This is a genomic window from Paenochrobactrum glaciei, from assembly GCF_039522165.1.
GTDB classification, from domain to species: Bacteria; Pseudomonadota; Alphaproteobacteria; order Rhizobiales; family Rhizobiaceae; genus Paenochrobactrum; species Paenochrobactrum glaciei.
On sequence record NZ_BAAADE010000002.1, the window covers coordinates 578,983 to 604,855 of the forward strand.

The 25,873-nt window shown below is 49.5% G+C and carries 24 protein-coding genes and 1 tRNA gene; 12 read left to right on the top strand and 13 right to left on the bottom strand.

The window, feature by feature from the left end; all coding sequences use genetic code 11:
• Positions 1–137: 137 nt before the first annotated feature.
• The 4 genes from ABDZ76_RS09120 to ABDZ76_RS09135 all read right to left on the bottom strand — a co-directional run bounded on the left by ABDZ76_RS09120 (position 138) and on the right by ABDZ76_RS09135 (position 4,230).
• Positions 138–1,415 (bottom strand): beta-ketoacyl-ACP synthase, encoded by a 1,278-nt coding sequence (locus ABDZ76_RS09120; RefSeq protein ID WP_343804766.1) that lies wholly within the window; start codon positions 1,413–1,415, stop codon positions 138–140.
• Between the two features lie 11 nt (positions 1,416–1,426).
• Positions 1,427–2,575 (bottom strand): beta-ketoacyl-ACP synthase, encoded by a 1,149-nt coding sequence (locus ABDZ76_RS09125; protein WP_343804545.1) that lies wholly within the window; start codon positions 2,573–2,575, stop codon positions 1,427–1,429.
• 57 nt (positions 2,576–2,632) lie between these two features.
• Complete coding sequence (locus ABDZ76_RS09130; protein WP_184218268.1) at positions 2,633–2,911, bottom strand: acyl carrier protein; 279 nt, start codon at positions 2,909–2,911, stop codon at positions 2,633–2,635.
• Between the two features lie 401 nt (positions 2,912–3,312).
• Complete coding sequence (locus tag ABDZ76_RS09135) at positions 3,313–4,230, bottom strand: sugar kinase (protein ID WP_343804548.1); 918 nt, start codon at positions 4,228–4,230, stop codon at positions 3,313–3,315.
• 135 nt (positions 4,231–4,365) lie between these two features.
• Between ABDZ76_RS09135 and ABDZ76_RS09140 the strand changes: the two genes are divergently transcribed.
• From ABDZ76_RS09140 to dusA, 3 genes are all read left to right on the top strand, one after another.
• Positions 4,366–5,085 carry a DUF1045 domain-containing protein gene (locus tag ABDZ76_RS09140; protein WP_343804550.1) on the top strand — a complete coding sequence of 240 codons (720 nt, stop codon included), beginning with the start codon at positions 4,366–4,368 and terminating at the stop codon, positions 5,083–5,085.
• A gap of 40 nt (positions 5,086–5,125) precedes the next feature.
• Positions 5,126–6,262 carry an alpha-D-ribose 1-methylphosphonate 5-triphosphate diphosphatase gene (locus tag ABDZ76_RS09145; RefSeq protein ID WP_343804552.1) on the top strand — a complete coding sequence of 379 codons (1,137 nt, stop codon included), beginning with the start codon at positions 5,126–5,128 and terminating at the stop codon, positions 6,260–6,262.
• A 164-nt stretch (positions 6,263–6,426) separates the two neighbouring features.
• Entirely contained in the window at positions 6,427–7,500 is a 1,074-nt protein-coding gene (gene dusA / locus ABDZ76_RS09150; RefSeq protein WP_343804768.1) for a tRNA dihydrouridine(20/20a) synthase DusA, read from the top strand.
• Here dusA and ABDZ76_RS09155 read toward each other — a convergent pair.
• From ABDZ76_RS09155 to cobS, 3 genes are read right to left on the bottom strand one after another with little or no spacing between them, the layout of a single operon-like run.
• Positions 7,484–8,188, bottom strand: coding sequence for a TIGR02281 family clan AA aspartic protease (locus ABDZ76_RS09155; RefSeq protein ID WP_343804554.1), 705 nt, complete (start codon positions 8,186–8,188; stop codon positions 7,484–7,486). The genes dusA and ABDZ76_RS09155 overlap by 17 nt on opposite strands.
• A complete protein-coding gene (locus ABDZ76_RS09160; protein ID WP_343804556.1) occupies positions 8,188–8,397 on the bottom strand; it encodes a DUF1289 domain-containing protein in 210 nt (69 codons plus the stop codon). Before ABDZ76_RS09160 ends, ABDZ76_RS09155 begins: the two co-directional genes overlap by 1 nt.
• Before the next feature lie 27 nt (positions 8,398–8,424).
• Positions 8,425–9,207 (bottom strand): adenosylcobinamide-GDP ribazoletransferase, encoded by a 783-nt coding sequence (gene cobS / locus ABDZ76_RS09165; RefSeq protein WP_343804558.1) that lies wholly within the window; start codon positions 9,205–9,207, stop codon positions 8,425–8,427.
• Positions 9,208–9,351: 144 nt separating this feature from the next.
• On the opposite strand from cobS, the gene cobT reads away from it, so the two are divergent.
• Positions 9,352–10,371, top strand: coding sequence for a nicotinate-nucleotide--dimethylbenzimidazole phosphoribosyltransferase (gene cobT, locus ABDZ76_RS09170; protein ID WP_343804560.1), 1,020 nt, complete (start codon positions 9,352–9,354; stop codon positions 10,369–10,371).
• Positions 10,372–10,437: 66 nt separating this feature from the next.
• Here the strand turns inward: cobT and ABDZ76_RS09175 are convergent, their stop codons facing one another.
• The 3 genes from ABDZ76_RS09175 to ABDZ76_RS09185 all read right to left on the bottom strand — a co-directional run bounded on the left by ABDZ76_RS09175 (position 10,438) and on the right by ABDZ76_RS09185 (position 12,363).
• Positions 10,438–10,917 carry an Lrp/AsnC family transcriptional regulator gene (locus ABDZ76_RS09175; RefSeq protein WP_343804562.1) on the bottom strand — a complete coding sequence of 160 codons (480 nt, stop codon included), beginning with the start codon at positions 10,915–10,917 and terminating at the stop codon, positions 10,438–10,440.
• Between the two features lie 131 nt (positions 10,918–11,048).
• A complete protein-coding gene (locus tag ABDZ76_RS09180; RefSeq protein ID WP_374844606.1) occupies positions 11,049–11,708 on the bottom strand; it encodes a uracil-DNA glycosylase family protein in 660 nt (219 codons plus the stop codon).
• On the bottom strand, positions 11,692–12,363 hold the full coding sequence (locus tag ABDZ76_RS09185) for a thermonuclease family protein (protein WP_343804566.1): 672 nt from the start codon (positions 12,361–12,363) through the stop codon (positions 11,692–11,694). The genes ABDZ76_RS09180 and ABDZ76_RS09185 overlap by 17 nt, the downstream gene beginning before the upstream one ends.
• Positions 12,364–12,550: 187 nt before the next feature.
• Between ABDZ76_RS09185 and bluB the strand changes: the two genes are divergently transcribed.
• Positions 12,551–13,174, top strand: a complete 624-nt coding sequence (bluB, locus tag ABDZ76_RS09190; protein ID WP_343804568.1) for a 5,6-dimethylbenzimidazole synthase — start codon at positions 12,551–12,553, stop codon at positions 13,172–13,174.
• Positions 13,175–13,334: 160 nt separating this feature from the next.
• On the opposite strand, the gene ABDZ76_RS09195 is transcribed toward bluB, so the two are convergent.
• The 3 genes from ABDZ76_RS09195 to folE form a co-directional block, all read right to left on the bottom strand.
• Positions 13,335–13,419 (bottom strand) — tRNA-Leu (locus ABDZ76_RS09195).
• 348 nt (positions 13,420–13,767) lie between these two features.
• Positions 13,768–14,184 (bottom strand): phosphoribosyl-AMP cyclohydrolase, encoded by a 417-nt coding sequence (gene hisI, locus ABDZ76_RS09200; RefSeq protein ID WP_343804570.1) that lies wholly within the window; start codon positions 14,182–14,184, stop codon positions 13,768–13,770.
• A gap of 22 nt (positions 14,185–14,206) precedes the next feature.
• Entirely contained in the window at positions 14,207–14,788 is a 582-nt protein-coding gene (folE, locus tag ABDZ76_RS09205) for a GTP cyclohydrolase I FolE (RefSeq protein ID WP_374844615.1), read from the bottom strand.
• A gap of 364 nt (positions 14,789–15,152) precedes the next feature.
• Here folE and ABDZ76_RS09210 point away from each other — a divergent pair, with 364 nt between their 5' ends.
• The 7 genes from ABDZ76_RS09210 to dnaE all read left to right on the top strand — a co-directional run bounded on the left by ABDZ76_RS09210 (position 15,153) and on the right by dnaE (position 25,814).
• Entirely contained in the window at positions 15,153–15,584 is a 432-nt protein-coding gene (locus ABDZ76_RS09210) for an iron-sulfur cluster assembly scaffold protein (RefSeq protein WP_343804574.1), read from the top strand.
• Positions 15,584–15,961 carry a membrane protein insertion efficiency factor YidD gene (yidD, locus tag ABDZ76_RS09215; protein WP_343804576.1) on the top strand — a complete coding sequence of 126 codons (378 nt, stop codon included), beginning with the start codon at positions 15,584–15,586 and terminating at the stop codon, positions 15,959–15,961. The genes ABDZ76_RS09210 and yidD overlap by 1 nt, the downstream gene beginning before the upstream one ends.
• Before the next feature lie 164 nt (positions 15,962–16,125).
• Positions 16,126–18,108, top strand: a complete 1,983-nt coding sequence (gene thrS / locus ABDZ76_RS09220; protein ID WP_343804578.1) for a threonine--tRNA ligase — start codon at positions 16,126–16,128, stop codon at positions 18,106–18,108.
• Between the two features lie 320 nt (positions 18,109–18,428).
• A complete protein-coding gene (gene proS / locus ABDZ76_RS09225) occupies positions 18,429–19,754 on the top strand; it encodes a proline--tRNA ligase (protein ID WP_343804580.1) in 1,326 nt (441 codons plus the stop codon).
• Complete coding sequence (locus ABDZ76_RS09230; RefSeq protein WP_343804582.1) at positions 19,754–21,067, top strand: lipoprotein-releasing ABC transporter permease subunit; 1,314 nt, start codon at positions 19,754–19,756, stop codon at positions 21,065–21,067. The genes proS and ABDZ76_RS09230 overlap by 1 nt, the downstream gene beginning before the upstream one ends.
• On the top strand, positions 21,067–21,750 hold the full coding sequence (locus ABDZ76_RS09235; protein ID WP_343804583.1) for an ABC transporter ATP-binding protein: 684 nt from the start codon (positions 21,067–21,069) through the stop codon (positions 21,748–21,750). Before ABDZ76_RS09230 ends, ABDZ76_RS09235 begins: the two co-directional genes overlap by 1 nt.
• 569 nt (positions 21,751–22,319) lie before the next feature.
• Positions 22,320–25,814, top strand: a complete 3,495-nt coding sequence (gene dnaE, locus ABDZ76_RS09240) for a DNA polymerase III subunit alpha (RefSeq protein WP_343804585.1) — start codon at positions 22,320–22,322, stop codon at positions 25,812–25,814.
• Positions 25,815–25,873: the final 59 nt, after the last annotated feature.

A 25,873-nucleotide genomic window follows, 5' to 3' on the forward strand; every position in this document is an offset into this window, starting at 1 on the left:
TTGGGCTTTAATTGTCCCAAAATAGTTTTTTGCCCCAAGTCTTTATGCTTTTATGGGCAAGATATTTGAAAGTTTAATCCCGGAAAGCATCTGCTTACCGGGATTTTATTTAAATTACGGTCAATGACAGCCGGATTTTACTTTGGTGCGGCTGTCAAAATAAGACTGGTATTCTGGCCACCAAAACCAAACGAGTTGGAAAGCACAGAAGTGACTTTGCTTTCGCGTTTCACATTCGGCACCACATCCAGCGGAATGGACGGGTCAGGATTGTCATAGTTGATGGTTGGCGGCAAAGTGCCGGTCTGGATCGTCAATAATGAGAAGACGGCTTCAATTGCACCAGCAGCTGTCAGCGCGTGACCGATCATCGACTTGTTGGATGAAACAGGAATATTTTCCATTCTGTCACCAAACACGGTTGAAAGCGCCAGATATTCCATCTTGTCATTTTCAGGTGTCGAAGTGCCGTGGGCATTGATGTAAGAAATCTGATCAATGGTCAGGCCGGCATCTGCCAATGCACCGCTTACAGTGCCGATTGCCGGTGAGGCGTCAGGCTTGGAGCGGGTGCGGTGGAAATCATCGGCTTTTTCGCCGCAACCAGCCAGAAGACCAAGCACTTTTGCACCGCGTGCAAGTGCTGATTCCAGCGATTCCATGACCAATGCGCCGGAGCCTTCAGCCATTGCAAAGCCGTCACGGTCTTTGGAAAACGGACGGGAGGCTTTTTCAGGAGCATCATTATGGGTGGAAAGGGCGGAAAGCAGCGAGAAGCGGATGAGCGCTTCTGCGGAAACCGAACCATCAGTACCGATTGCCAAAACACGGTCGCTTTCGCCGCGGCGAATAGCTTCTGCACCAAGCTGAATAGCTGTGGCACCGGATGCGCAAGCGGTGGACAGGGTGACCGGCAGGCCGCGTGTGCCAAAATGATTGGCCAGCTGCTCGGCAATATAGCCAAATTGGGTGGTGTTGAAGAATTCCTGCTGACGCTGATTGCGGCAAGCCTCCAGCAGCAATTGATAGCTGGCAGGCCCTTTGTCTTTTACGCTTGCATCAAGGGCAAAGCGGCTTTTCCAGTCCAGTTCAACCGGTGGCGCAGCCAAAAACATTGGGCCGCCAAAATTTGAGACAGAAAGACCGGACTGTGCAATGGCTTCTTCACCGGCAAGGCGTGCAAGCGCTTGTGAAAGAGCCGATGCGCCCACTTCGCTCTCGGTCAGAAAATCGACCGTACCGGCAAAACGGGTTTTGAGATTATCGGTTGGAAAACGATTGATCGCATGGATGCCGGATTTGCCGCTTGTCAGCGCATTCCAGTTATCCTGTTTGCCCTGACCAAGGGATGAAACAACACCGGCACCGGTGATTGCGACCAGAGGACGACCGAGGTGATCGAGATATTTTGTCATCATCCTCTTCCTTATGCTTTAACCAGTTTGGCAATGCCTTCAGCGCGTGAAGCGCCGATTGTAGTAGCAAGGGCAGAGGCAATGTCTGTCTGATCTGCCAGAGCTTTACCCTTCCAGACGCTCAATGCAGCCAAGGCAACAGTCAACGGGAACTGTGCTTCGCGCAAATGGCCGGTCAGGCTGGTGACATCCTGATGATTGATTTTTGCAGCTTCAAGGGCTGCTTTTTCAGCCGCAGTTGCCTGATGCGCACCTGATACACCGGAAATGGTGACATCGGCACTGCCTGCACGCGCCAGCATATCGCTGATCACTTCTTGCAGATCGCTGTCAGCGCGCTGAATTTGTGAGGTTAACACTTCTGCAATTTCGGCATAGGCGCGTGCATCACGCGCTTTGGCATGGGCTTCGCTTTCAAGCACGAGGAAGACGCCGCCGGAGCCGGAAATCATGCCGCCGCCTGCAGAACCTTCACGCGACCAGACCGGTGCCCAGCCATCATGTTTGAGCAGGCCGCCAAGTTCATGGCCGAGAATCATGTCGAAATGTTCGGCATTGTAAGAGCCGCCCACCAGCGCATGGGTGCTCTGACCAGAGCGGATGCGTGCAGCAGCGGTTTCAATCGCCGAAATACCGGAGCCTTCTTCCCCCATAAAGGTGCGGGAAGAACCGGTTACTTTGTGAACGATAGAAATATTTCCGGCGAGCAGATTGGAAAGCTGCGCCAGAAATAAGGTTGGCCGTAATTCCGTTGACAATTTGTCATTGAGCATCAGACCGCGGTTTTCATTCACGCGGCCTTCGTCCAAAATTTGAGTGTCAACGGAAATATCACGTTCGCCGCCACCAGCACCGACCACCATATCCATGGTCGCGCAAAGGTTCTCATTATCCTTGATACCGGCATCTTCCAGCGCAAGACCGGCAGCATAAGTGCCGAGCCTCTGCCATGTTTCCATCTGACGCTGATCGCTGCGCTTTGGAATTTGGCAATTCCAGTCAACTTCACCAAGCTTGTGCACCACATATGGCGCAAATTCAGTTGTTTCCAACTGCGGCTTTGTATCGGTTGAGCTGAAAGCATTCCAATGCGCTTCAAGACCTTCACCAAGGGAGGAAATGATGCCAATTCCGGTTATGAGAACTTTATTGCTTTGCATGGTGGCTTCGTATGATCTCCACGGCTGATAAGGCGTTTAAACGTAGGCTTCAGGCAATTAAGCCTTAGCAGCAACCAGTTCGTCGATTTTTGCGCAGAGGTTTTTCAGCACAAAATATTCTTCGGTCGGCGCTTTGCCTTCGTTTACTTCCTGAGTCCACTGTTCAAGCGGAATCTTGATGCCGAATGCTTTGTCGATTGCGAAAACGATATCAAGGAAATCGAGGCTGTCGATGCCCAGATCGTCAATCGTATGGCTTTCTGGAGTGATCGTATCGCGATCGATTTCACTGGTTTCGGCAATAATATCTGCGACTTTGTCAAAAGTTGAGGACAAGATCTGTTTCCTTTTTAGGCTTTTGCCTTCCGGCTTTACGAATTTTCGTTCGCAATATGCAAACATTTAACGCGTATGTAGCGCTTTTCTCAAAATAGGGAAAGCCTCAATACGCACCGGATCATACGGTTGGGTATAATCCGGTTTAACTATGTTCATTATAGCGCAGTTCATGCTCAGAGCATTTATAGTGTCTGTTGAGACATTAAAAATGCTCTCTTCATGGCTTGCGCATTTCATCTATCTGAAAACCGCTACATAGGCTTCAGGATGCGACCTATATAATTGCTGTTTAGCGAATTTGAAGCAAATTCTAATAAATTATGTCCTTTTTCGCGTGAATTTGATCTTTAGACAAATATAAATTGAACAAAGATGCAAAAGTGAGGCGCTTTAGGCGTTTATCTCATAAATAAATCGTGAGCTGTCTGCATTGGCATCAGTGCGCCACGACATTCCACAACGCGGGCTGCCACCTGATGCGCTTGTGCTGCGGCTTCCTCTGCTGTGGCACCTTTCAAACGGGCTGCCAGATAGCCACCATTAAAGCTGTCACCCGCGCCTGTTGTATCAATGGCATTGGCTTTGACGGATGGCACCAGCACCTGTTTGCCCTCAAACTGCACAATTGCCGGATCGGTGCCGTCTTTAACAATGATTTCCTTAACACCAAGACCTGTGAGGCGCGCAGCGCAAGCCTGACCATCCGCATCGCCGAAAAGTGCCTGTTCATCCGGCAATGTCGGCAGAGCAATATCACTGCTACGCATTGCTTGCGTGATTAATTCACGGGCAAGATTATGATCCGGCCACAGGGCGGGACGGAAATTAGGATCAAAAGCAATTTGCGCACCCTCAGCGCGGCATTGTTTGATGACCTCAAGGAAGGACTGGCGGTGTTCAGGCAAAATAATGGCCAAGGTGATGCCGGAAAAATAGATCATTTTCCGTGTTTTCAGGCTTTCCAGCAGATGGGCAGGATTTTCAGCCAGACGACGGGCAGCAGAATCATTACGCCAATAGGTGAAAGAACGCTCGGCTCCGGTCAGTGTGATGGCATAGAGGCCGGGGCGGGCACCTTTGATGATCGGGCTTTTATTGGTGGCAATGCCGTTTTCATTGAGAAAAGCCATTTGCTGGTTGGAAAAAGCATCATCGCCAAAGGCGGTAATATAATCGACAGCAAAATCAGGTTGCGTCAATGCGCGAACATACCAGGCCGTGTTTAACGTGTCGCCGGCAAATCCCATATGCCATTGCGTGTCGTTTTGGCCGGAAAGTTCGATCATACATTCACCGACAGAGGCAAAGCCGTGCATAATACTACCCTTTTGTATATGTAGTTTTCCCGATTATAATTTTGGATAAGCCTATAAGCGATTATTACACTGCTGTCACCTTCGTCAGCCTGTCTTATTTAATATGTAAAGGCATCCTTTAGAAAAGGAATCATTATGCGCTACGCTATTTATTTTACGCCTTCCTCCACGGATGCTTTGCTGAAAATTGCCAATAATTGGCTGGGGCGAAATGCTTTTACAGGCGAGGCGGTGCGTCGTCCCGCGATCAGTGGCCTGTCGGTTGAAGAGCTGGATAAGATGACGATGTCCGCGCGGCGTTATGGTTTTCATGCGACCATAAAAGCACCGTTTTATCTGGCACCTGATTACAAGGAAGATGATTTACTGCGCGCATTGATGCATTTCGCCTCCTCGCTTGCGCCGGTCACATTGCCGCGGTTGAAGATTACAGCGCTCGGCTCTTGTTTTGCTTTGATGCTGAAAGAACCGGTTCCGGCCTTGCAACAGCTGGCCAATGACACTGTGACAGCATTGGACAAGTTTCGTGCACCTTTAAGTGATGAGGATTTTGCCCGCAGAAACCCGCAATCACTTGCACCTGCTCAGTTGCGCAATCTGCAACAATGGGGCTATCCTTACGTATTCGACGAATTCCGGTTTCATATGACGCTGACGGATAAAATCGAAGAGCAGGACAGGCCAAAAATTGCCGGTATTTTAGATCATTTCTTCGCACCGGTTTTAACCGATAGTGTTGAGATTAATAATCTGGCTTTGTTTGTCGAACCGGAGCCGGGCGCGCCATTTGAAGTGCATTCTTTGCATCCATTGGCAAAAGTGAAGGTTTCGGCGCCTTTAGCAGGTCAGAGATAAGCTAAAGGCAATGGTTGGTTATTGAGCAGGATTGGATAGGATGACGGAAACTGTATTAAAAAATGCCCGGCTTATATTGGCTGATGAAATTGTGTCGGGAGCTGTACAGTTTCGAAATGGGGTGATTACGGATATTTCCAGCAATGGCAGTGCTGTTGGTGAAGATATGGTGGGGGATTATATCACGCCCGGGCTGGTGGAGCTTCATACCGACCATCTGGAAGGCCATTATGCGCCGCGCCCGAAAGTGCGCTGGAACCCGATTGCTGCCGTACAGGCGCATGATGCGCAGATTGCATCTTCAGGTATTACCACGGTTTTTGATGCGTTGCGCGTCGGGCTTGATGCGGAAACAGAAATCGGCATCGCGGATATGCGCAAACTGGCGCAAGCGATTAAGCAAGGCGTGCAGGACGAGCGTTTGCGCGCAGACCATTTTTTGCATTTGCGCTGCGAAGTATCAGCTGATGATTGCTTGGATGCGTTTCATTATTTCGACAATGAGCCGCTGGTGCGCCTTGCCTCGCTGATGGATCATGCCCCCGGTCAACGTCAATTTATGGATGTGGAGACTTATAAGGTCTATTACATGCGTAAGCTGAAAACGAGCGAAGAGGAATTTCGCCGTTATTGCAATAAGCGGATGGATGATTCTAAGCGTAATTCGGATAAAAACCGTAAAGCGCTTTCAGCACTCTGCCATGAGCGCAATATTATTTTGGCAAGCCATGATGATGCAACGCTTGCTCATGTGGAAGAAGCGGTGGAGCAGGGTATTCGTATTGCGGAATTCCCGACCACTCAGGTGGCTGCCGAAGCATCGAAAAAGGCTGGCCTGTCTGTGTTGATGGGCGCGCCGAATATTGTGCGCGGTGGTTCACATTCCGGCAATGTTGCTGCACGGGATTTGGCCAGCACCGGCAATCTGGATATTATTTCATCCGATTATATTCCTTCAAGCCTGATGCAATCGGCGTTTCATCTGACCCTTGATGTGCCGAGTGTATCTTTGCCGGAAGCCATGCGCATGATCAGCTATAACCCAGCGCAAAAGGTTGGTTTGACTGATCGCGGCGAGATTAAACTTGGCAAACGTGCCGATCTGGTGCGGGTCAAGCTGGTGGATAATATTCCGATTATCCGCACGGTTTGGCGCGAAGGTTCGCGTGTGATTTAAATCCGCTTAAAGCTTTAGCCTTTTGCGTTCGGATAATGCGGTTGTAAAACAGCGCTTAAATTTTATTGCTTTTGCTGCCCGCTTATAATGTGTATGAGCGGGCAGTTATTTTTGTTGTTATAATCTATATGCAGGCCAGACTGCCGGAGAAAACTGTGTCGTCAATAGCGCAATTATATCAGGCTCAATCAGCATCAGCATCGCAGAACTGGCCGCAAAACTGGCCACGTCTGTCGATCGCGCCGATGCTCGATTGGACTGACAGACATTGTCGTTTTTTTCATCGCATCCTGACTAAAAACACATTGCTTTATACTGAAATGGTAGTGGCTGATGCCGCTATTCACGGGCGTCGTGAGTTTTTGCTGGGCTTTGATGACACACAGCATCCGGTTGCTTTGCAGCTTGGTGGTTCTGATCCGAAAAAGCTGGCGGAAGCTGCCAAAATCGGTGCGGATTTTGGCTATGACGAGATTAATCTCAATGTGGGTTGCCCGTCTGATCGTGTACAGTCCGGCACATTTGGCGCTTGCCTGATGCAAACACCGGGTGTTGTCGCAGCTTGCGTCGCGGCGATGAAACAGGCAGTTTCTATTCCTGTGACGGTCAAATGCCGCATTGGTGTGGATGAGCAGGATACGGAAACAGCACTTGGCGAGCTGGCGCGGTTGACAATCGGTGAGGGCGTGGATGCTTTGTGGGTGCATGCGCGCAAAGCCTGGTTGCAAGGCCTGTCACCAAAAGAAAACCGTGATATTCCGCCTTTGGATTATGATCGCGTCTATCGCTTGAAACAGCAATATGGTGCGCAGTTTATCGGCATTAATGGCGGCATCAATAATTTGCAGGAAGGCTTGGAGCATCTGCAAGCAGTTGACGGGGTGATGATTGGTCGTGCGGCCTATCACAATCCGCTTTTGCTGAGAGAAGCTGATGCACTGCTTTATGGCGATGCGCATGAGCCGGTAAGCGATGCAGAACTCATTGATGCAATGTGTAACTATTGCGACAGGCATATCGCGTCAGGCGGTAAGCTCAATCAGGTCACACGTCATATGGTCGGGCTTTTTGCCGGACAGCCGAGTGCGCGTCGTTTCCGCCAGATATTATCTGTTGAAGCGCCAAAGGCCGGTGCGACCAGCGACGTGCTGCGCGCCGCCTATCAGGTGATTGTTGAGGCACGTGAAGAGGCCGAGGCGTATGAGTGCGGGCTGGGCGCTCTTAATCCAGCAGAATAAGCCTGTCGCCACGCACATTGAAACCATGCAAGGTTTCTAAAAAACTCATGCCAAGCAAGCTGCCGCGCATCATGTCGGGCTGGGTGACAAGCGCATGCACATTCTCGCGTTTGATATCGCCGATTTGTAATGTATCAAGGCGCGCATGTGCGGCTTTTGATGTGCCATTGGCGGTCATAATGGGCGCGGTGAAATTGAGGTTGTCGGTGTTAATGCCGGTTTTTTGTGCATCTTCATATGATAAAACGATTGAAGATGCGCCTGTATCTATCAGAAAATGCACATATTTTCCGTTTACCTTGCCGTTAACTTCAAAATGCCCGCCTGAGGATTTTGTTAAAGTTACGGTCAAAGTGCCATCATCGGACAAGCTGGAAATAGCGCTTGCCGGAATAAGCCCTGCCGTGACGCGACTGCCGATATCCTGCAATTCATAGCGATATTGATAACCGGCGACCAGTGCCAGAATGATCACCGCCCAGATCATCAATTGCCGTACGGAATCGACAAGACTGATGCCGGAACCAAGCAAGCCGGCAGCAAGTACAATGCCCCAAATGCCCATATAGGCAGCACGAGCAAAAGCATCATTATCATAGCCTGCGGTCATGCCGCTTTCATGATTGGAAACAAGCAGCAATGTGACCACTGCAATAGCTGCGATAATAATCCAGAGTAAACGACCCATCAGATATCTTTTGCCTGTAACTGTCTGTGGCGTGCCGGTAAGAGCGCCAGTACTTCTTCTTTATGGGCTGCACTCATTGTTGACCAGCGTGCAATTTCGTCCAATGTGCGGGCGCATCCCAGACACAGGCCTGTGTGAATATCCATATTGCAAACCAACACGCATGGCGACGGGGGCGATGAAATGGTTTGCTCCTGATTTGTGTGCATTGTTTCCATATTAAAAAGATGCGCATTTCACAGGCTAATAACAAGTGCCAATAATAGCGATAGGACGGTTATTTGTTGGGCAGCGCCAAGTACATCGCCGGTTTGTCCGCCAATTTTGGCAAGGCTTAAATGGGCAAAGCCCCAAAGGCTGAGGATCGCCACCAGCAAAGCAAAGAGAAATGTCGCGACACTGGCAATTATGGTGAAGCCTATGCCCAAGATTCCGACCCCGATAATGAGGGCTGTTTGAGTGGCCTCCAGCGAGGGGGCGCCAATCTTGTCCGATAAACCGCCGGAGCGTGCGGATGGAAGTTTATACCAGAGGCTCATCATGGCTGCGCGACTGGCTGCTTCAATGGCGATGATTGCCAGAGCTGCCGATTGCGCCCCTGATTTTTCAATGATCGTTGCCAAGAAGATGGTTTTAAGCCCAATCGTGCCGATAAGCGTAATGGCGGCAAAAGTGCCGATATGGGAATCTTTCATGATTTCCAGCCGGCGCGTCTGTGTTGAGCCGCCAAAGAAACCATCTGCTGTGTCGCCTAAGCCATCTTCATGCAAAGCACCAGTGATGAAGGCCAAGGTTAAAAAAGTGATGAGTGCCGCGCCCATTGGCGGTAAGCCCAGCTGGCTGGCAATGATTAAGCTCAAAGCACCGATTGCGCCCAGCACAGCACCGGCAAGCGGAAAAGCGTAAGCGTGATCCTGCAATGATTCGTCCGATCCGCCATACCAATGCGCCGGCAATGGCAGGCGGCTTAAAAAGCCGAGTGTATGGACGATAGAACGGCTGATCGTTGTTTTTGTCACGCAGCTTCTCCGGTCATTTTCAGGACGAATAGTCACTTTACCTCTATAGGCCGTTTGAAAATCGGCTTCAAAGGCTTATAGGAGATCAACAATAAAATTACATCCATCCTGTTTATTTCCCAAGAGCGACTGGACTGAAAGATTATGAGCACAAGCGGCCTGCCTTTTGATGATTTTCGTGAGCTGATCCGTAACCTGCCGGGGCCTAATGAAGATGCGGTTGCGCAGGTTAAAGCGCGCGAAGCACAACTTACCAAGCCTGCCGGTTCGCTGGGTCGTATGGAAGAGCTGGTGGAGTGGCTTGCAAGATGGAGCGGTTTGGGCAAACCGCAGGTTACACGTCCATTGGTAGCGGTTTTTGCCGGTAATCACGGTGTGACTGCGCAAAATATCACCCCTTATCCGGCAAGTGTCACCGCGCAGATGGTGGAAAACTTTGCTGCCGGTGGCGCTGCTATCAACCAGATTTGCATTGCATATGATCTGGGGCTCAAGGTTTTCGATCTGGCGCTGGAATATCCAACAGCTGACATCACTGTGGATGCAGCCATGGATGAGCGCAGCTGTGCCGCAACCATGGCTTTCGGCATGGAATCGATTGCTGGCGGCACCGATCTTTTGTGCGTTGGTGAAATGGGCATTGGCAATACAACCATTGCAGCGGCGATTGCCTGCGCCCTTTATGGCGGAACGGCTGAAGATTGGGCAGGTCCCGGCACGGGTTCAACCGGTGAGCTGATGGATCGCAAACTGGCCGCCATCAATAAGGCCATTGCGCTGCATCAGGATCATTTGAAAGATCCGCTGGAAGTGCTGCGTCGCTTGGGTGGTCGTGAAATTGCGGCAATGGCCGGCGCTATTCTGGCTGCACGCATGGAAAAAATTCCGGTTATCATTGATGGTTTTGTCGCAAGCTCTGCCGCTGCAATTTTGCATGCGCTTGACGCTTCAGCGATTGATCACTGCATGTTCGGTCATGTTTCTGCCGAGCCGGGTCATCGCCGTATGCTTGAAAAATTGGGCAAAAAACCATTGCTGGAAATGGAAATGCGCCTTGGTGAAGGCACCGGTGCTGCTTTGGCTGCCGGTATTGTGAAAGCTGCTGCTCTTAGCCATGCAGGTATGGCAACATTTGAACAAGCTGGCGTAACAAGTTCAAATTAATAGTAATTTCCTAATTAAAATGAAAAAAACCGGCTGATATTTCAGCCGGTTTTTTTAATGATCTGATCAGGAGTTTTCTTTATCGAGAACCATATAATCAAGCGGTAGCTCGGTGGTGTATTTGATCTGCTCCATCGCGAAGGAAGAGGAGACATCGCGGATTTCGATGCGGTTGATGAGGCGCTTATAGAAAGCGTCATAGGCAGCAATATCCGGCACAGCGACGCGCAAGAGGTAATCAATATCGCCGCTCATGCGGTAAAATTCGATCACTTCCGGAAATTCCTGCACCACTTCTGAAAAGCGCTTCAGCCATTCATTGCTGTGCGAATTGGTGCGAATGGAAACAAACACAGTCACACGGGCATTGATTTTAGCCGGATCAAGGATCGCAACGCGCCGTTTGATGATGCCGTCTTCTTCTAACTTCTGGATACGGCGCCAGCAAGGGGTGGTGGACAGCCCGACCTTTTTAGCAACATCTGCAACCGCAAGGGTTGCATCTTCTTGCAGCAAACGAAGAATTTTTCTGTCAAGCCTGTCCATGCGCTCAATTTCCCTTAAACGAAACCCATATTATCATTTGTGCAGTTTCTTTGAAACTTGATACTCTTATGGAGAGCATAAGGCAAAAAGAACAGCAAATAAATTCTACTATTCGCTATATATGTAGAACTTTAATCTGGATTTGGCAAAAGTTCAGCCGTGAGCTTTTGCAATTCGGGTAATAAGTCCCGCTCAAACCACGGATTGCGTTTCAGCCAGCCGCTATTGCGCCATGACGGATGAGGGATTGGCAGGATGCGGCGTCCGTTTCCGTCCGGCGCTTCAAAGAAGTCCCGCCAATGCAGAACTGTTTCGGTCAGTGATTTATGACGTCTTTTGCCTAAATGATAGTTTTGCGCATATTGACCGATAACAATGACGAGTTTGATCTGCGGCATCAGCGGAAAGATACGGTCATGCCAGACTTCTTTACATTCGCGGCGCGGTGGCAGATCGCCACCATTTTTATCATAGCCGGGAAAACAAAATCCCATCGGTATGATGGCAAAATGGTCAGGACTGTAAAAACTCTCACGGGTAACATTCAACCATTGGCGCAAGCGGTCGCCGGAGGGGTCGTTGAACGGAATGCCTGTATTATAGACACGCATGCCTGGAGCCTGACCGCAAATAGCAATGGGGGCAGTGGCGGAAATTGTGCATACAGGACGTGGTGGCATCGCCATGGCTGGCGGATAGCGTGGATTGTCATGGCAGAGGCGGCATTGCGCAATCTCATGCGATAGAGTTGTGATCAATTGCTGCTGGGTTTGTTTATTCATCAGTTCCATCGCTGTTGAATAATCTCTGATAGATTTGTTGGATTACGAGAATTAAACCTTTGAAATCGAAATAGGTTTCATCTGCTTCGTCATTTTCCTGCGTTGTATTTCGTTTGCGCCATTCTTGCGGGAGCTCAAATTCACCAGCCCAGATGCCGCGCTTATTGGCGCGTGCTTCATGTTCTTGCGCAGGATAATCATAATAGGAGACTGCGTGGCCTTCTTCGACGAGCCATTGATTGAGATCGGTTTGGCCAAGATAGCAGTTTGCCAAAAACCGTTTATATTTATCGCGTGCAGTGCTGGTGCAGTAAATGATCTGGCGCGCTGTTTTTTGCTGAAGTGCTTGTTTGGCGCTGACCCCGCAAGCTTGCTCTTGATTATCAATCCGGCAGGTCTGCTTCATCTCCGGCGCATCAATGCCTTTCAGGCGAAGGCGCTGTTGTTGCAGAATGATTGTGTCGCCATCAATGGTGGTGGCAATGCCTGTCCACTGTTGTGTTGAATCAGTTGTTTGCGGAATACGGCTGACAAGAAAAGCTATGCCGCTTAAAATGAGCATAGCAAAAAGCGTGTCAAGAATGAGCGGGCGGCGACGTTTTGATTTCAGTTGTTGTCGATGTGTGCGGGTAGGCGATTTACGACCATAAGGTGGTCTGGACATTACGCCTTACTCCGGCCAATGATGCTTTGCTAAATTTAGAACGAATATAGAACTCTTGCAATGGTATAATTTTAAAGTGAATCTTAAGGCTGTTGCTCTGACTAAGAGGGCGGGATAGGGATTATTTTAGAAGATGAGTGGCGTTATGATCAACGCTCAACCACTGAATTGATTATGGTTTTTATTGATGCAATTTTCAGATGCTGACCAGCAGGTTTTGATTGATATTATGCGTTGGCGGCGTGATGTCCGGCATTTCAAGCAGGATGCAGTGCCAGCGCATTTAATAGCGCAGTTGCAACGTGCCGTTCAGCTTGCGCCTTCTGTTGGCAATTCACGGCCATGGCGTATATTTATGGTGCAATCATCTGCAAGGCGCAGAGCTGTTTACGAAAATTTTCAGCAATCAAGTCAGAAGGCAGCCGGAATTTATGAGCCTGAGCGTCTGGCGCAATATGAAAAGCTTAAACTGGAAGCAATTCAGACTGCACCGGTACAATTGGCGATTTTTACGGATACCGACCCGACACAAGGCCACGGCTTAGGGCGGCAAACTTTGGCTTCAACTTTGGAGCAAAGCACGGCTATGGCGGTTCAAAACCTTAATCTGGTGGCGCGCGCTCATGGGCTTGGTGTGGGGATGGTGTCGATTTTAAATCCGGGTGCCATGGAACAGCTTTTTGAAGCGCCTGAAAGCTGGCGCTTCAGTTTTTATCTTTGCATCGGCTGGCCGGAATTTGAAAGCGATACGCCATTGTTGCATGAACTGGGCTGGCAGGAAAATATCGATCAAAACTGGATTGATATGTAATATTATTAGGTATTGCAGATGAAAAGGTGAGGGACTTAATTAAAATTCCTCAATCAAATCAAAGGTGATTTTAAGCCGCATATTGATGGGCGGCTTAAAAAGAAAATTTAATTTAACTTATTGTTTTGATTGCTTTTTCTCAATCCTTGGAAGGAGAGAATGGTGCGGTCGAGAAGACTCGAACTTCCACGGGTTGCCCCACAGCGACCTCAACGCTGCGCGTCTACCAATTCCGCCACGACCGCACTGTGTGGTAGAAACCGAACTGCTTCGGTGAGGGCGATTTAGCAAATCACTTATGACTGCACAAGCCCTATAATAAAATTATTGCAATTATTTTTGTAAAACATTGCTGCAATTACGCTTTTTGTGTTTCAGCGCCTTAAAAAGCCAGCATTTGCAGGGTTTGCAATCAGTGCTTTATATCTGACAAAAAACATCGGTTTTCCACAGATGGTGCTTTATAGGTTGTGATGCGTTGAGGTGAGACACTGTCAGGTTGATTTTTGGGTGAATCGATTATGTTTGTCCGAATCTAAGAATCTGACTTTTAAAGAAAAAAGACCCCGCCGATGAGGTGAGGTCTTTAAAAATCATTCTGATTTGATTGTTAAACGGGCTTTGCCGTCAATCAGGCTGACTTGCCTGTAAAAGCAGGAGCGCCTTTCCGTGTGGCAGGTAGGGCCGTTGCCTGCGACTTCCACATGCAGACAGAGCGCATCCTGATCACAATCAGTGGTAAGCGATATGACCTTTTGCAAATTGCCAGATGTTTCGCCCTTTTTCCATAATTGCTGACGCGAGCGTGACCAATAATGCGCAATGCCTGTTTCCAGCGTCAGGCTCAAGGCTTGCGCATTCATATGCGCGACCATCAAAATGCTGTTGTCGCGCGCATCACAGACTACAGCGGTAATGAGGCCATTACTATCGAAACGCGGTGCAAATGCAGCACCTTCTTCAATGTCATGTTTCGAGCAGCTGCTTTGGGGTTGAAATTCAACGCTCATGAGGTTCTCTTTATCTTAGCAATCAGGATGCGCGGATCAGGCTCATGAAACGAACCTGTTCGTTGACATTGTCGCGGAACTCACCGGTAAATGTGGTGGTAATGGTGCTGGAGCCTTGCTTGCGGATGCCGCGCATGGCCATGCACATATGTTCCGCCTCCAACAAAACAGCGACACCGCGCGGTTTTAAAATTGTCTGGATGGAGTTAGCGATCTGAGCGGTGATGTTTTCCTGAGTTTGCAGACGGCGGGCAAAAACCTCGACCGTGCGGGCAATTTTAGACAGGCCGACCACTTCGCCATCCGGCAGATAGGCTACATGAGCCTTGCCAATGATCGGCACCATATGGTGCTCACAATGGGAATGGAAGTTGATGTCTTTCACCAGCACCAGATCGTCATAACCGCCGACTTCTTCAAAAGTAGTGCCAAGAATATCTTCCGGATTTTCTTCATAGCCGGCAAAAAGCTCTTTGTAGGATTTGGCCACGCGTTTTGGAGTGTCGAGCAGGCCTTCACGGTCAGGATTTTCTCCTGCCCAGCGCAAGAGGGTGCGCACAGCTGCTTCTGCTTCTTCCTGTGACGGGCGCTGCACAGCTGCCATCACGTCACTGTTAAGTGTGTTATCGCGTGGATTATCCATTTTAAGTATCTCCCGTAGTCTCCTTCGTGGCCTGTGGCTTAGAGGAGACGAGTTGAACGGCAATACAAATTAAACCTGACACAGAGCCAAGTGTGTATTGGAAGGATTTTTGTCTCTCATTATAGTGAGAGCGGCTGTTTTCTTCGTGCTATTGCAAGCATGGCAGTTATTAGCTGAGATGCTTGAAAATTGCACGATAATTCTCGTGTGCCAGCTTAATCGCTGGCACAAGTTTTATCCGCTCATTATATAGTATGGAAACAGCATTTAAAAAGGCATAGCTTTATGATCTGTGCCTGATCGGGTTTGCGAGACAGAGTAAGCAATGATTGACGACCTTTATAATCAGCGGATTTTGGAATTTGCCGGTAGTATTTCCAAGACGGAGCGTCTGGAACAGCCGCAGGCGACAGCCAAAGCACATTCCAAATTATGCGGCTCGACAATTATTGTTGATCTTGATGTGACAGATGGAATTGTCAGCAATTTCGGGCAGGATGTGAAGGCCTGTGCTTTAGGGCAGGCGACGGCTTCGGTGATGGCACGCACAATTATTGGTGCGACACCGCAAGAGCTGAAGGCTTTACGTGAGTGCATGTATGAAATGCTGAAAAATAATGGCGAAGCACCACAAGATCGCTTCGATGATTTTAAGTATTTTGCGCCGGTGCGAGAGTATCGGGCGCGCCATGCCTCGACACTCTTAGTGTTTGATGCGGTGGTAGATTGTTTGACGCAGATTGAGCAGGCTGGCTGATGTGCGGCTGCGGTGATGATCATGCGCCCAAAACCAAGGCAGAGCGCAAGCCCTATCTGGGGCGGAATTTCAATGGTGCATGGCAGAAAACACCGGGGCGCTTGTTCGGCACCGGTTTTGTGCGGCTTTATCAGCTGACATTATCCGGCTTTATCGGCAATTCATGCCGCCATCTGCCGACTTGTTCAGAATATACCTATGAGGCCATTGCTCGTTATGGTTTGTGGAGCGGTGGCTGGATGGGGCTTTTTCGCGTGATGCGCTGTGGCCCCTTTGGCACTGATGGTTTTGATCCGGTGCCGCAAGTGATGCCGGAGGGCTATAGTTGGTATAAACCGTGGCGTTATTGGCTCATTGCCCGCAAAACCAAAGCGTGATGCGGCTTGAAAGCTTTACCTTGGCTGCAAAAAGATTTATGAGCTTGTGCAGACTGTAAAAAAATCGGGTTTTCTTAAATAAACCCTTCATTACAGCGAAGAATAACCAATTCAATGAAGACAACCACCCGCAATCGTTGGCGGGACTGGATAAGGACAAAATTATGTCGAATGTTGTTTCGTTAAAATTCCCTGATGGTTCTGTTCGTGAATATGACAGTGCCATGACCGGCGCGGAGCTGGCAGAATCAATCTCCAAATCACTGGCGAAAAAAGCTGTGGCCTATGTCATGGATGGCACCATTCGTGATCTGAGTGATCCACTGGGCGCGTCCGCTGATGTGGAAATTCTGACCCGCGAAGACCCGCGCGCGCTTGAGCTTATTCGGCATGATTGCGCTCATATCCTCGCAGAAGCTGTGCAAGAACTGTTTCCGGGTACACAGGTTACCATCGGCCCTGTGATCGAAAACGGTTTTTATTACGACTTTGCGCGCAACGAACCTTTTACACCGGATGATCTGCCGGTGATTGAAAAGAAGATGCGCGAAATTATCGGTCGCAATAAAGCGTTCAGCAAGCAGGTCTGGTCACGCGATAAAGCCAAGCAAGTTTTTGCCGATAAGGGTGAAAGCTATAAGGTTGAGCTGATCGACGCTATTCCGGAAGATCAGAACCTTAATATTTATTATCAGGGTGAAGACTGGTTTGACCTTTGCCGTGGCCCGCATATGGCGTCCACCGGTCAGGTTGGAACTGCTTTCAAACTGATGAAAGTGGCCGGTGCTTATTGGCGCGGTGACAGCAATAATCCGATGCTGACGCGTATTTACGGCACAGCCTTTGCCAGTGACAAAGACCTGCAAGCCTATCTGACGATGCTGGAAGAGGCTGAAAAGCGTGACCACCGTCGTCTGGGTCGTGAAATGGATCTGTTCCATTTTCAGGAAGAAGGTCCAGGCGTTGTGTTCTGGCATTCCAAAGGCTGGCGCATGTTCCAGACATTGGTCAGCTATATGCGCCGCCGTCTGGATACCCATGGCTATCAGGAAGTCAACGCGCCGCAGGTGCTTGATAAATCCCTTTGGGAAACATCAGGTCACTGGGGCTGGTATCGTGACAACATGTTCAAGGTAACTGTTGCCGGTGATGATACGGATGATGACCGCGTCTTTGCACTGAAGCCGATGAACTGTCCGGGTCACGTGCAGATTTTCAAACATGGTTTGAAATCTTACCGCGATCTGCCGATCCGTCTGGCCGAATTTGGGAATGTGCATCGCTATGAGCCATCAGGCGCTCTGCATGGTTTGATGCGTGTGCGCGGCTTTACGCAGGATGATGCGCATGTGTTCTGTACCGATGAACAATTGGCCGCAGAATGTCTTCGCATCAACGATCTGATCTTGTCTGTCTATAAAGACTTCGGTTTTGAAGGCATCACAATCAAATTGTCGACGCGCCCTGAAAAGCGTGTGGGTTCGGATGAGCTTTGGGATCGCGCAGAAGGCGTGATGATGGAAGTTCTGGAAACAATCAAAATCCAGTCTCCGGAAATCAAAACATCGATCTTTGAAGGTGAGGGCGCGTTCTACGGTCCTAAATTCGAATATACGCTGCGTGATGCGATTGGCCGTGAATGGCAGTGCGGGACAACACAGGTAGACTTCAACTTGCCTGAGCGTTTCGGTGCTTTCTATATCGGCAATGATTCCGAGAAGAAGCAGCCGGTGATGATCCACCGCGCAATCTGCGGCTCGATGGAGCGTTTCCTTGGTATTCTGATTGAAAACTTTGCCGGTCATATGCCTTTGTGGTTCGCGCCAATTCAGGTGGTTGTCGCAACCATTACATCTGACGCAGATGATTATGCGCGTGATGTGGCTGCAACGCTGAAAGCTGCCGGTTTGCAGGTCACAACCGATCTTCGCAATGAGAAGATCAACTATAAGGTTCGTGAACACTCACTGCAGAAGGTTCCGGTCATTTTGGTTTGCGGTAATCGCGAAGCAGAAGAACGCACGGTCAATATCCGACGTCTTGGTTCACGCGACCAGTCGTCTATGAGCCTTGATGAGGCTGTTGCGTCGCTGGTTCATGAAGCAACGCCACCGGATTTGCTGCGTTTGAAAAACAAAAACGCCTGATTAGGGCGTTTGCACTTTAAGTGCTGATATGAAATCACGGCATTGGCCGGACTTTAAAGGTCTGGTCGGTGTCGTGATTTTTTGTTGTGGTGACAAGACAGGTGGCCACAAAAATGTTACGGAAATATTTGGTCAAGCTCTGCTCTTCGCCATGATTTGGTGCCGAATTGAATTTATAGCTTTTTCAAAGTGCAACAATGATAACAAACCACGCTGTCCGGGTTCCCATTATCCGCAGATGTGGCTATGAAATTATGAGCTTTATATAGTTTTTTGCCTGATTCTTTGCCGAACAGGCTATTCTTTGATTGGTGGTTTTGATGCGTCTTTCGCAGTTCTTTTTGCCCATTCTTAAGGAAACACCTAAAGAGGCGGAAATCGTCTCGCACCGTTTGATGCTGCGCGCTGGTATGATCCGCCAGCAGTCTGCCGGCATCTATGCCTGGCTGCCTCTGGGTTTGAAAGTCCTTAACAAAGTTAATGCGATTATCCGCGAAGAGCAGAACCGCGCCGGTGGTAATGAAATTTTGATGCCGACGATTCAGTCTGCTGATCTTTGGCGTGAAAGCGGCCGTTATGACGCTTACGGCAAAGAAATGCTACGCATCAAAGACCGCTCAGACCGCGAAATGCTGTTTGGCCCGACCAATGAAGAAATGGTCACCGATATTTTCCGCTCATATGTGCGTTCTTATAAAGATCTGCCGCTTAACCTTTACCACATCCAGTGGAAGTTTCGCGATGAAGTGCGCCCTCGTTTTGGTGTGATGCGCTCACGCGAATTCCTGATGAAAGATGCTTATTCTTTCGACATCGATTATGAAGGCGCGAAAGCGGCTTATTATCGTATGTTCGTTTCCTATTTGCGCACTTTCTCCCGCATCGGTGTGCAGGTTGTGCCGATGCGCGCTGATACGGGTCCAATCGGTGGTGATCTCAGCCATGAATTCATCATTCTGGCTGAAACCGGCGAAAGTCAGGTTTTCTGTGATCGCGCTTATCTTGATCTGGAAGTGCCGGGTGCCGACATCAATTTCTTTGATGATGCAGCCATGGCTGCCATCGTTGACAAGTGGACTGCACCTTATGCTGCCACTGAAGAAATGCATGATGAAGCCGACTGGGCAAAGGTAGATACCGCCAATCAGGTTGCTGCACGCGGTATTGAAGTTGGTCATATCTTCCATTTCGGCACCAAATATTCCGAGCCAATGGGCGCTAAGGTTCAAGGCCCTGATGGTAAAGAACATCTGGTTTCGATGGGTTCTTACGGCATTGGCCCATCACGCGTTGTGGCTGCAACTATTGAAGCATCGCATGATGATGACGGTATTATCTGGCCTAAGGCTATCGCGCCGTTTGATGTTGGCATTGTCAACATGAAGCCGGGTGATGAAGCTTGTGATGATGTGTCTTCGCAGATTTACGAATCCTTGATCAATGCTGGTCTTGATCCGTTGCTGGATGACCGCGACGAGCGTGCGGGTGTTAAATTTGCAACCATGGATCTGATCGGTCTACCTTATCAGGTGATTGCAGGTCCGCGCAGTGTTGCCAATGGCGAAGTCGAAATTAAAACCCGTGCAACCGGCGAAAGACAGACCCTTTCCGTTGAAGCAGCGATTAATTTCCTGGTAGGTCAATAATGACAAAAACGGCGGCAGCACCTGCCAAACGCGTCGAAAATAAAGCATCAAATCTGGAGTCAAAACCGTTTTCGGTGTTTGAACGCATGATCGCTTGGCGCTATTTGCGAGCGCGCCGCCGCGAAACTTTTATCTCAGTGATTGCCGGTTTTTCCTTCACCGGCATCATGCTGGGCGTGGCAACCCTCATCATCGTTATGGCGGTGATGAATGGTTTCCGCAGTGAATTGCTGACCCGTATTCTGGGTATTAACGGCCATCTGATCATGCAGCCGATCGACCAGCCATTGGAAGATTATGCCGATCTGATCAAGCGTGTCGATGAGATCAAGGGCGTGAACTTTGCCATTCCTGTGGTGGAAGGTCAGGCACTGGTGCAGGGTAATGTCGGTGCCGGAACCGGCGCTTTGGTGCGCGGTCTTCGTGAGGAAGATATTGATAAGCTGGAACTGGTTGCTGAAAATATCCGTCAGGGCACATTGGAAGGCTTTGATGGTAGCAGCAGTGTGGCTATCGGTACGCGTATGGCGCAAAATCTCGGGTTGACCATTGGCGATAGTCTCAAAGTTATTTCGCCTGATGGGGATGTGACACCTTTTGGTGTGAACCCGCGGGTAAAATCCTATGACATTGCTGCGATTTTTGAAATCGGCATGTCGGAATATGATGCCTCGATTGTCTTAATGCCATTGAATGAAGCACAGCTTTTCTTCAATCAGGAGGGCCGTGTGCAATCGCTGGAAATCTTTGTCGATAATCCCGACAAGGTGGACGAGTTAAAGGCACCGGTTGAAGAAGTGGCCGCCAGACAGTTGCTGTTGACCGACTGGCGCCAGCGCAATCAGACATTCTTTTCAGCCCTTCAGGTTGAGCGCAATGTGATGTTCATGATCCTGACCCTGATTGTTCTTGTGGCGGCCTTGAATATTATTTCCGGTCTCATCATGCTGGTGAAGGATAAAGGGCGCGATATTGCTATTTTGCGTACTATGGGTGCCACGCGTGGTTCCGTGATGCGTATTTTCCTGATGACGGGCGCTGCTATCGGTTTTACCGGCACATTGGCAGGCGTGGTGTTGGGAGTAGTGATTACACTTAATGTGGAATCGATCCGCCAGTTTTTCTCATGGTTGTCAGGCACCACTTTGTTCAGCCCTGAACTTTATTTCCTGAGCCAGCTACCGGCCAAAATGGATCTGGGTGAAACACTCACAGTGATTATTATGGCTCTGGTTTTGTCTTTTGTTGCAACCATTCTTCCGGCATGGCGCGCTGCCAAGCTCGATCCTGTTGAAGCTCTGAGGTACGAATAATGGCTGCGGAACCGATTTTACGCCTTTCGGGTGTCAGCCGTGCCTATAAAGAAATTGACCGCGAATTGGTCATTCTGAAGGATGCGGAATTTACACTGAAGCGCGGCGAGATGGTGGCACTTGTGGCACCATCCGGCGCAGGTAAATCCACGCTTTTGCACACAGCAGGCTTGCTGGAGCGCCCAGATCATGGCGATGTGTTTCTCAATGGCCGCTCATGCTCTGAGCTGGGCGAGGGAGAGCGTACAGCCATTCGCCGCAATGATATTGGTTTTGTTTACCAGTTTCATCATTTGCTGCCGGAATTCTCAGCACTTGAAAATGTGATGATGCCGCAATTGATCCGTGGTTTGCCAAAGGCAGCTGCGGCAAGCCGTGCGCAGCAGCTACTTGATTATATGAAAGTGGGTAAGCGCGCATCGCACCGTCCGGCTGAATTATCAGGTGGTGAGCAGCAGCGTGTGGCAATTGCCCGTGCCGTGGCCAATGCGCCGCTTGTTCTGCTTGCAGATGAGCCAACCGGTAACCTTGATCCGCACACGTCTTCTTATGTGTTTGAGGCATTGGAAGCCCTTGTGCGTCAGTCTGGTTTGTCCGCTTTGATCGCTACGCATAATCATGAATTGGCACGCCGGATGGATCGGCGTGTGACTTTGCAAGATGGCAAGGTTATCGACGTTTAAGTCATTATTCGGCTTATATTTTTGTAAGATTGCAAGAGGGCTTTTGAGCCCTCTTTTTTTGTGCCTGTTATGGCTTGCAGCTATAAAACGCGCTTTTCCTTCCTTAAAGCTTCCTATGAAAATTTCATAAATCGTAAACTATGACTGGAACATAGGGGGTACAAGGCGCTTGACTTTAGAACAATAATGGAACAAATTAAAAACATAAGAGAACAAACAATGGAGTTTCCCGATGACGGATCTTATTCAGGATGTGATGTCTTTTATTTCGGTCAGCCTGTTCATTGCGACTTTCGCAATCTGGATCAGCGCAATCTGATGTCTGTTATAAGTCCTGCCTGTTGATAATCTGAGGTCGCCGTAACGGATGGCGCTCTCATGGGTTATGAAGCTGGACTTTCTGAACTTATTCTCCGACAGTCATTGTCATGATGGGGCTGTGAGAGTCGTCTTTGAGGTGATTTTTCTGCCCTTTTTAAAGCGCCCGTGATAGGGTGCGCAAAATGACGAATGAAGCATGGGCAAAGCTTAAGGCTTTGCTGCTTCGATGAAGCTCTGGGAATACATAAATGAGTGATGCGCAACATAATATGCCAGCTGCAACCAATGCTCAGGCACCTAAATTTGTGCATTTACGCGTCCACTCTGCCTATTCACTGCTTGAAGGTGCGTTGCAGGTTGGAAAAATTATTAAACATGCCATTGCCGATGATGCGCCTGCTATCGCGGTAACGGATACCAACAATCTCTTTGGTGCGCTGGAATTTGCGCAAAAAGCCTCCAAAGATGGTGTGCAGCCGATTATCGGTTGTCAGGTTGATATTTGCTTCGGCGATCATGTTGAAAATAGCCGCACCGCGAACCGTCGCGATGTGTTGGATCTGGCTCCTGTGGTTCTTTATGCCAGTACTGAAGAAGGCTATGCCAATATGGTGCGCCTTGTCAGCCGGTCATATTTGGAAACCGCCGATGGCGATCCGGTGCATGTCCGCTCGGAATGGCTGGCTGAATTGTCGGATGGGGTTATTCTGCTCACCGGCGGGCCATTAGGGCCGATTGGCAAGTCGATCAGTGCTGATCGTGAAGAACGGGCAGAACAGCGTCTGGCATTTTTGCGAGAGCATTTCGGCAACCGGCTGTATGTTGAGCTGCAAAGATTTGCCAATTATGACAAGGTATTGGAAGCCAAGACTGTTGAGCTCGCCTATAAATATGAATTGCCGCTTGTGGCAACCAATGAAGCTTTCTTCTTAAAATCAGAAGATTTTGAAGCCCATGATGCTTTGCTGGCTATCGCTGAAGGGCAGATCATTTCCAATGATGATCGTCGTCGCCTGACTGCGGATAATTATCTGAAATCGCAAAGTGAAATGGCAACGCTTTTTGCCGATTTGCCGGAAGCGATTGAAAATAGCATCGAGATTGCGCAGCGCTGTTCTTATTTTACGCAGACGCGCGCACCGATTTTGCCACGTTTTACCGGTGAGTCCGATGATCCGGAACTTGCATTGCAGGCAGAAGCGGATGAGCTTGCACGTCAGGCACGCGAAGGTTTGAAATTCCGCCTTGAAACAGCAGGGCTTGCTGAAGGTTATAGTGAAAAAGACTATGATGAGCGCTTGGAATATGAAATCGGCATCATTCAGCGCATGAAGTTTCCGGGCTACTTCCTGATCGTTGCCGACTTTATCAAATGGGCAAAGATGCAGGGCATTCCGGTCGGGCCTGGTCGTGGTTCGGGTGCGGGCTCGCTTGTGGCTTATGCACTTACCATTACCGATGTTGATCCGCTGCGCTTTTCCTTGCTTTTTGAGCGCTTTCTTAATCCGGATCGTGTGTCGATGCCGGACTTTGATATCGACTTTTGTCAGGATCGTCGTGAAGAAGTTATCCGTTATGTGCAGCGTAAATACGGGCGCGAGCAGGTAGCACAGATCATCACATTCGGTACGCTTCAGGCGCGCGCGGTATTGCGTGACGTGGGCCGAGTGCTGGAAATGCCTTATGGACAGGTTGATCGCCTGTGTAAATTGGTGCCGTCCAATCCTGCCAATCCGGTTTCGCTGGGACAGGCGATTGAAACCGAGCCGAAAATCAATGAAGAGCGTGAGCTGGAACCGGTTGTTGGCCGTTTGCTTGATATGGCGCTCAAACTGGAAGGGCTTTATCGCCACGCTTCCACTCACGCCGCCGGTATCGTGATTGGTGACCGCCCGCTCTCCGAGCTGGTGCCGATGTATCGTGATCCGCGTTCTGATATGCCGGTCACCCAGTTCAACATGAAATGGGTGGAGCAGGCCGGTCTTGTTAAGTTCGACTTTTTGGGTCTGAAAACTTTGACCGTTCTGGAAACAGCGGTCAAACTTGTTGCGCGCAAAGGCATTGAGATTGATTTGTCTCACCTGCCGCTTGATGACAAACCGACTTATGACATGCTTTCGCTAGGCGAAACGGTCGGCGTGTTTCAGGTGGAAAGTGCGGGGATGCGTAAGGCGCTGATTGGTATGCGTCCTGACCGTATCGAGGATGTGATTGCGCTTGTGGCGCTCTACCGTCCGGGGCCGATGGAAAATATTCCGACCTATAATGCGCGCAAACATGGTGAGGAAGAAATTGCCTCAATCCATCCGAAAATCGACTATCTGGTGAAGGAAACGCAAGGCGTTATCGTTTATCAGGAACAAGTGATGCAGATCGCGCAGGTCTTGTCGGGCTATTCGCTCGGTGAAGCGGATTTGTTGCGCCGCGCGATGGGTAAGAAAATCCGCGAGGAAATGGACAAGCAACGCGTCCGTTTCGTTGATGGTGCGATGGAAGGCGGGGTCGGTAAGGCGCAAGCCAATACGATTTTTGATCTTCTCGCTAAATTTGCTGACTATGGTTTTAACAAATCGCACGCTGCTGCTTATGCGATTGTGTCTTACCAGACCGCCTATATGAAGGCGCATCATCCGGTTGAGTTTCTCGCCGCCTCGATGACCTATGATATGTCCAATACGGACAAGCTCAACGATTTTCGTCGTGAAGCAAAACGCCTTGGCATTGAAGTGGTGCTGCCATCGGTGCAGACATCTTACCGCCCGTTTGAAGTGGGCGAAAATAAAATCTTCTATTCACTGGCCGCAATCAAAGGGGTTGGTGAAGCAGCGGTTGATCATATTGCTGAAGTGCGTGGCGATAAGCCATTTGAAGATCTGGAAGATTTCTGTGAGCGGATTGATCCGAAACTGGTTAATCGCCGCGTTTGGGAAAGCTTGATTAATGCGGGTGCTTTGGATTGCTTTGGCCATGATCGATCAGTTCTGAGTGCTGGTATGGATCGTGTCATGGGCTATGCGCAACGCACACAGGAAAATGCGCTGAGCGGCCAGTCGGATATTTTTGGACTGAGCGGCGCGCCAAAAGAAAAACTGCAATTGCCATCTGCTGCACCGTGGCTGCCGGCTGAAAAACTGCACCGTGAATTTCAGGCAGTGGGCTTCTATTTGTCAGCGCATCCGCTCGACGAATATAATGAAGTGCTGGCAAAAATGCGCGTGCAGAACTGGGCGGATTTTTCTGCTGCGGTTAAAAAAGGTGCTAATGCCGGTCGTTTGGCCGGTACGATTACCACTAAACAAGAGCGCAAAACCCGCACCGGCAACAAGATGGGCATTGTCGCATTGTCGGACGCTTCCGGCCAATATGAAGCGGTGTTGTTCTCGGAAGGTCTGGCGCAATATCGCGATCTGCTGGAAACCGGTAAATCTGTGGTGATTACGGTGGCCGCGGAAGACCGGCCTGAAGGGGTGGGTCTGCGCATCCAGACGGTTGTTTCACTGGAAGATGAAGCCTGCCGGATGCAAAAAGCGCTGCGGCTTTATTTGCGCAGTGCCGAAGCGCTCAAACATATTCAGCCGCATTTCACCACGCGTGGCGATGGACAGGTGAGTTTCATCGTCATTAAAGAAGACGGGCAGCGGGAAATTGAAATTGAATTGCCGCACCGCTACCGGGTGAGTCCGCAGGTTGCCAGCGCGATGAAATCCATTCAAGGCGTGGTGGATGTGGAGCTGATCCATTAATTTTTTCTGCTTTTTAATGCGGGATTTAGGGCAGTTTCTGCTGAATTGTTTGCATATGT

Excerpts from the sequence above, each read along its gene's own strand:
- ABDZ76_RS09140 (WP_343804550.1), top strand. The coding sequence starts at position 4,366 with ATGCGCTACGCTATTTATTTTACGCCTTCCTCCACGGATGCTTTGCTG.
- bluB (WP_343804568.1), top strand. The coding sequence starts at position 12,551 with ATGCAATTTTCAGATGCTGACCAGCAGGTTTTGATTGATATTATGCGT.
- cobT (WP_343804560.1), top strand. The coding sequence starts at position 9,352 with ATGAGCACAAGCGGCCTGCCTTTTGATGATTTTCGTGAGCTGATCCGT.
- proS (WP_343804580.1), top strand. The coding sequence starts at position 18,429 with ATGCGTCTTTCGCAGTTCTTTTTGCCCATTCTTAAGGAAACACCTAAA.
- ABDZ76_RS09160 (WP_343804556.1), bottom strand. The coding sequence starts at position 8,397 with ATGCACACAAATCAGGAGCAAACCATTTCATCGCCCCCGTCGCCATGC.
- ABDZ76_RS09145 (WP_343804552.1), top strand. The coding sequence starts at position 5,126 with ATGACGGAAACTGTATTAAAAAATGCCCGGCTTATATTGGCTGATGAA.
- ABDZ76_RS09155 (WP_343804554.1), bottom strand. The coding sequence starts at position 8,188 with ATGGGTCGTTTACTCTGGATTATTATCGCAGCTATTGCAGTGGTCACA.
- ABDZ76_RS09230 (WP_343804582.1), top strand. The coding sequence starts at position 19,754 with ATGACAAAAACGGCGGCAGCACCTGCCAAACGCGTCGAAAATAAAGCA.
- ABDZ76_RS09185 (WP_343804566.1), bottom strand. The coding sequence starts at position 12,363 with ATGTCCAGACCACCTTATGGTCGTAAATCGCCTACCCGCACACATCGA.
- thrS (WP_343804578.1), top strand. The coding sequence starts at position 16,126 with ATGTCGAATGTTGTTTCGTTAAAATTCCCTGATGGTTCTGTTCGTGAA.
- yidD (WP_343804576.1), top strand. The coding sequence starts at position 15,584 with ATGTGCGGCTGCGGTGATGATCATGCGCCCAAAACCAAGGCAGAGCGC.
- dnaE (WP_343804585.1), top strand. The coding sequence starts at position 22,320 with ATGAGTGATGCGCAACATAATATGCCAGCTGCAACCAATGCTCAGGCA.
- ABDZ76_RS09210 (WP_343804574.1), top strand. The coding sequence starts at position 15,153 with ATGATTGACGACCTTTATAATCAGCGGATTTTGGAATTTGCCGGTAGT.
- ABDZ76_RS09135 (WP_343804548.1), bottom strand. The coding sequence starts at position 4,230 with ATGCACGGCTTTGCCTCTGTCGGTGAATGTATGATCGAACTTTCCGGC.
- ABDZ76_RS09180 (WP_374844606.1), bottom strand. The coding sequence starts at position 11,708 with ATGGAACTGATGAATAAACAAACCCAGCAGCAATTGATCACAACTCTA.
- ABDZ76_RS09175 (WP_343804562.1), bottom strand. The coding sequence starts at position 10,917 with ATGGACAGGCTTGACAGAAAAATTCTTCGTTTGCTGCAAGAAGATGCA.
- folE (WP_374844615.1), bottom strand. The coding sequence starts at position 14,788 with ATGGCAGCTGTGCAGCGCCCGTCACAGGAAGAAGCAGAAGCAGCTGTG.
- hisI (WP_343804570.1), bottom strand. The coding sequence starts at position 14,184 with ATGAGCGTTGAATTTCAACCCCAAAGCAGCTGCTCGAAACATGACATT.
- ABDZ76_RS09235 (WP_343804583.1), top strand. The coding sequence starts at position 21,067 with ATGGCTGCGGAACCGATTTTACGCCTTTCGGGTGTCAGCCGTGCCTAT.
- ABDZ76_RS09120 (WP_343804766.1), bottom strand. The coding sequence starts at position 1,415 with ATGACAAAATATCTCGATCACCTCGGTCGTCCTCTGGTCGCAATCACC.
- ABDZ76_RS09125 (WP_343804545.1), bottom strand. The coding sequence starts at position 2,575 with ATGCAAAGCAATAAAGTTCTCATAACCGGAATTGGCATCATTTCCTCC.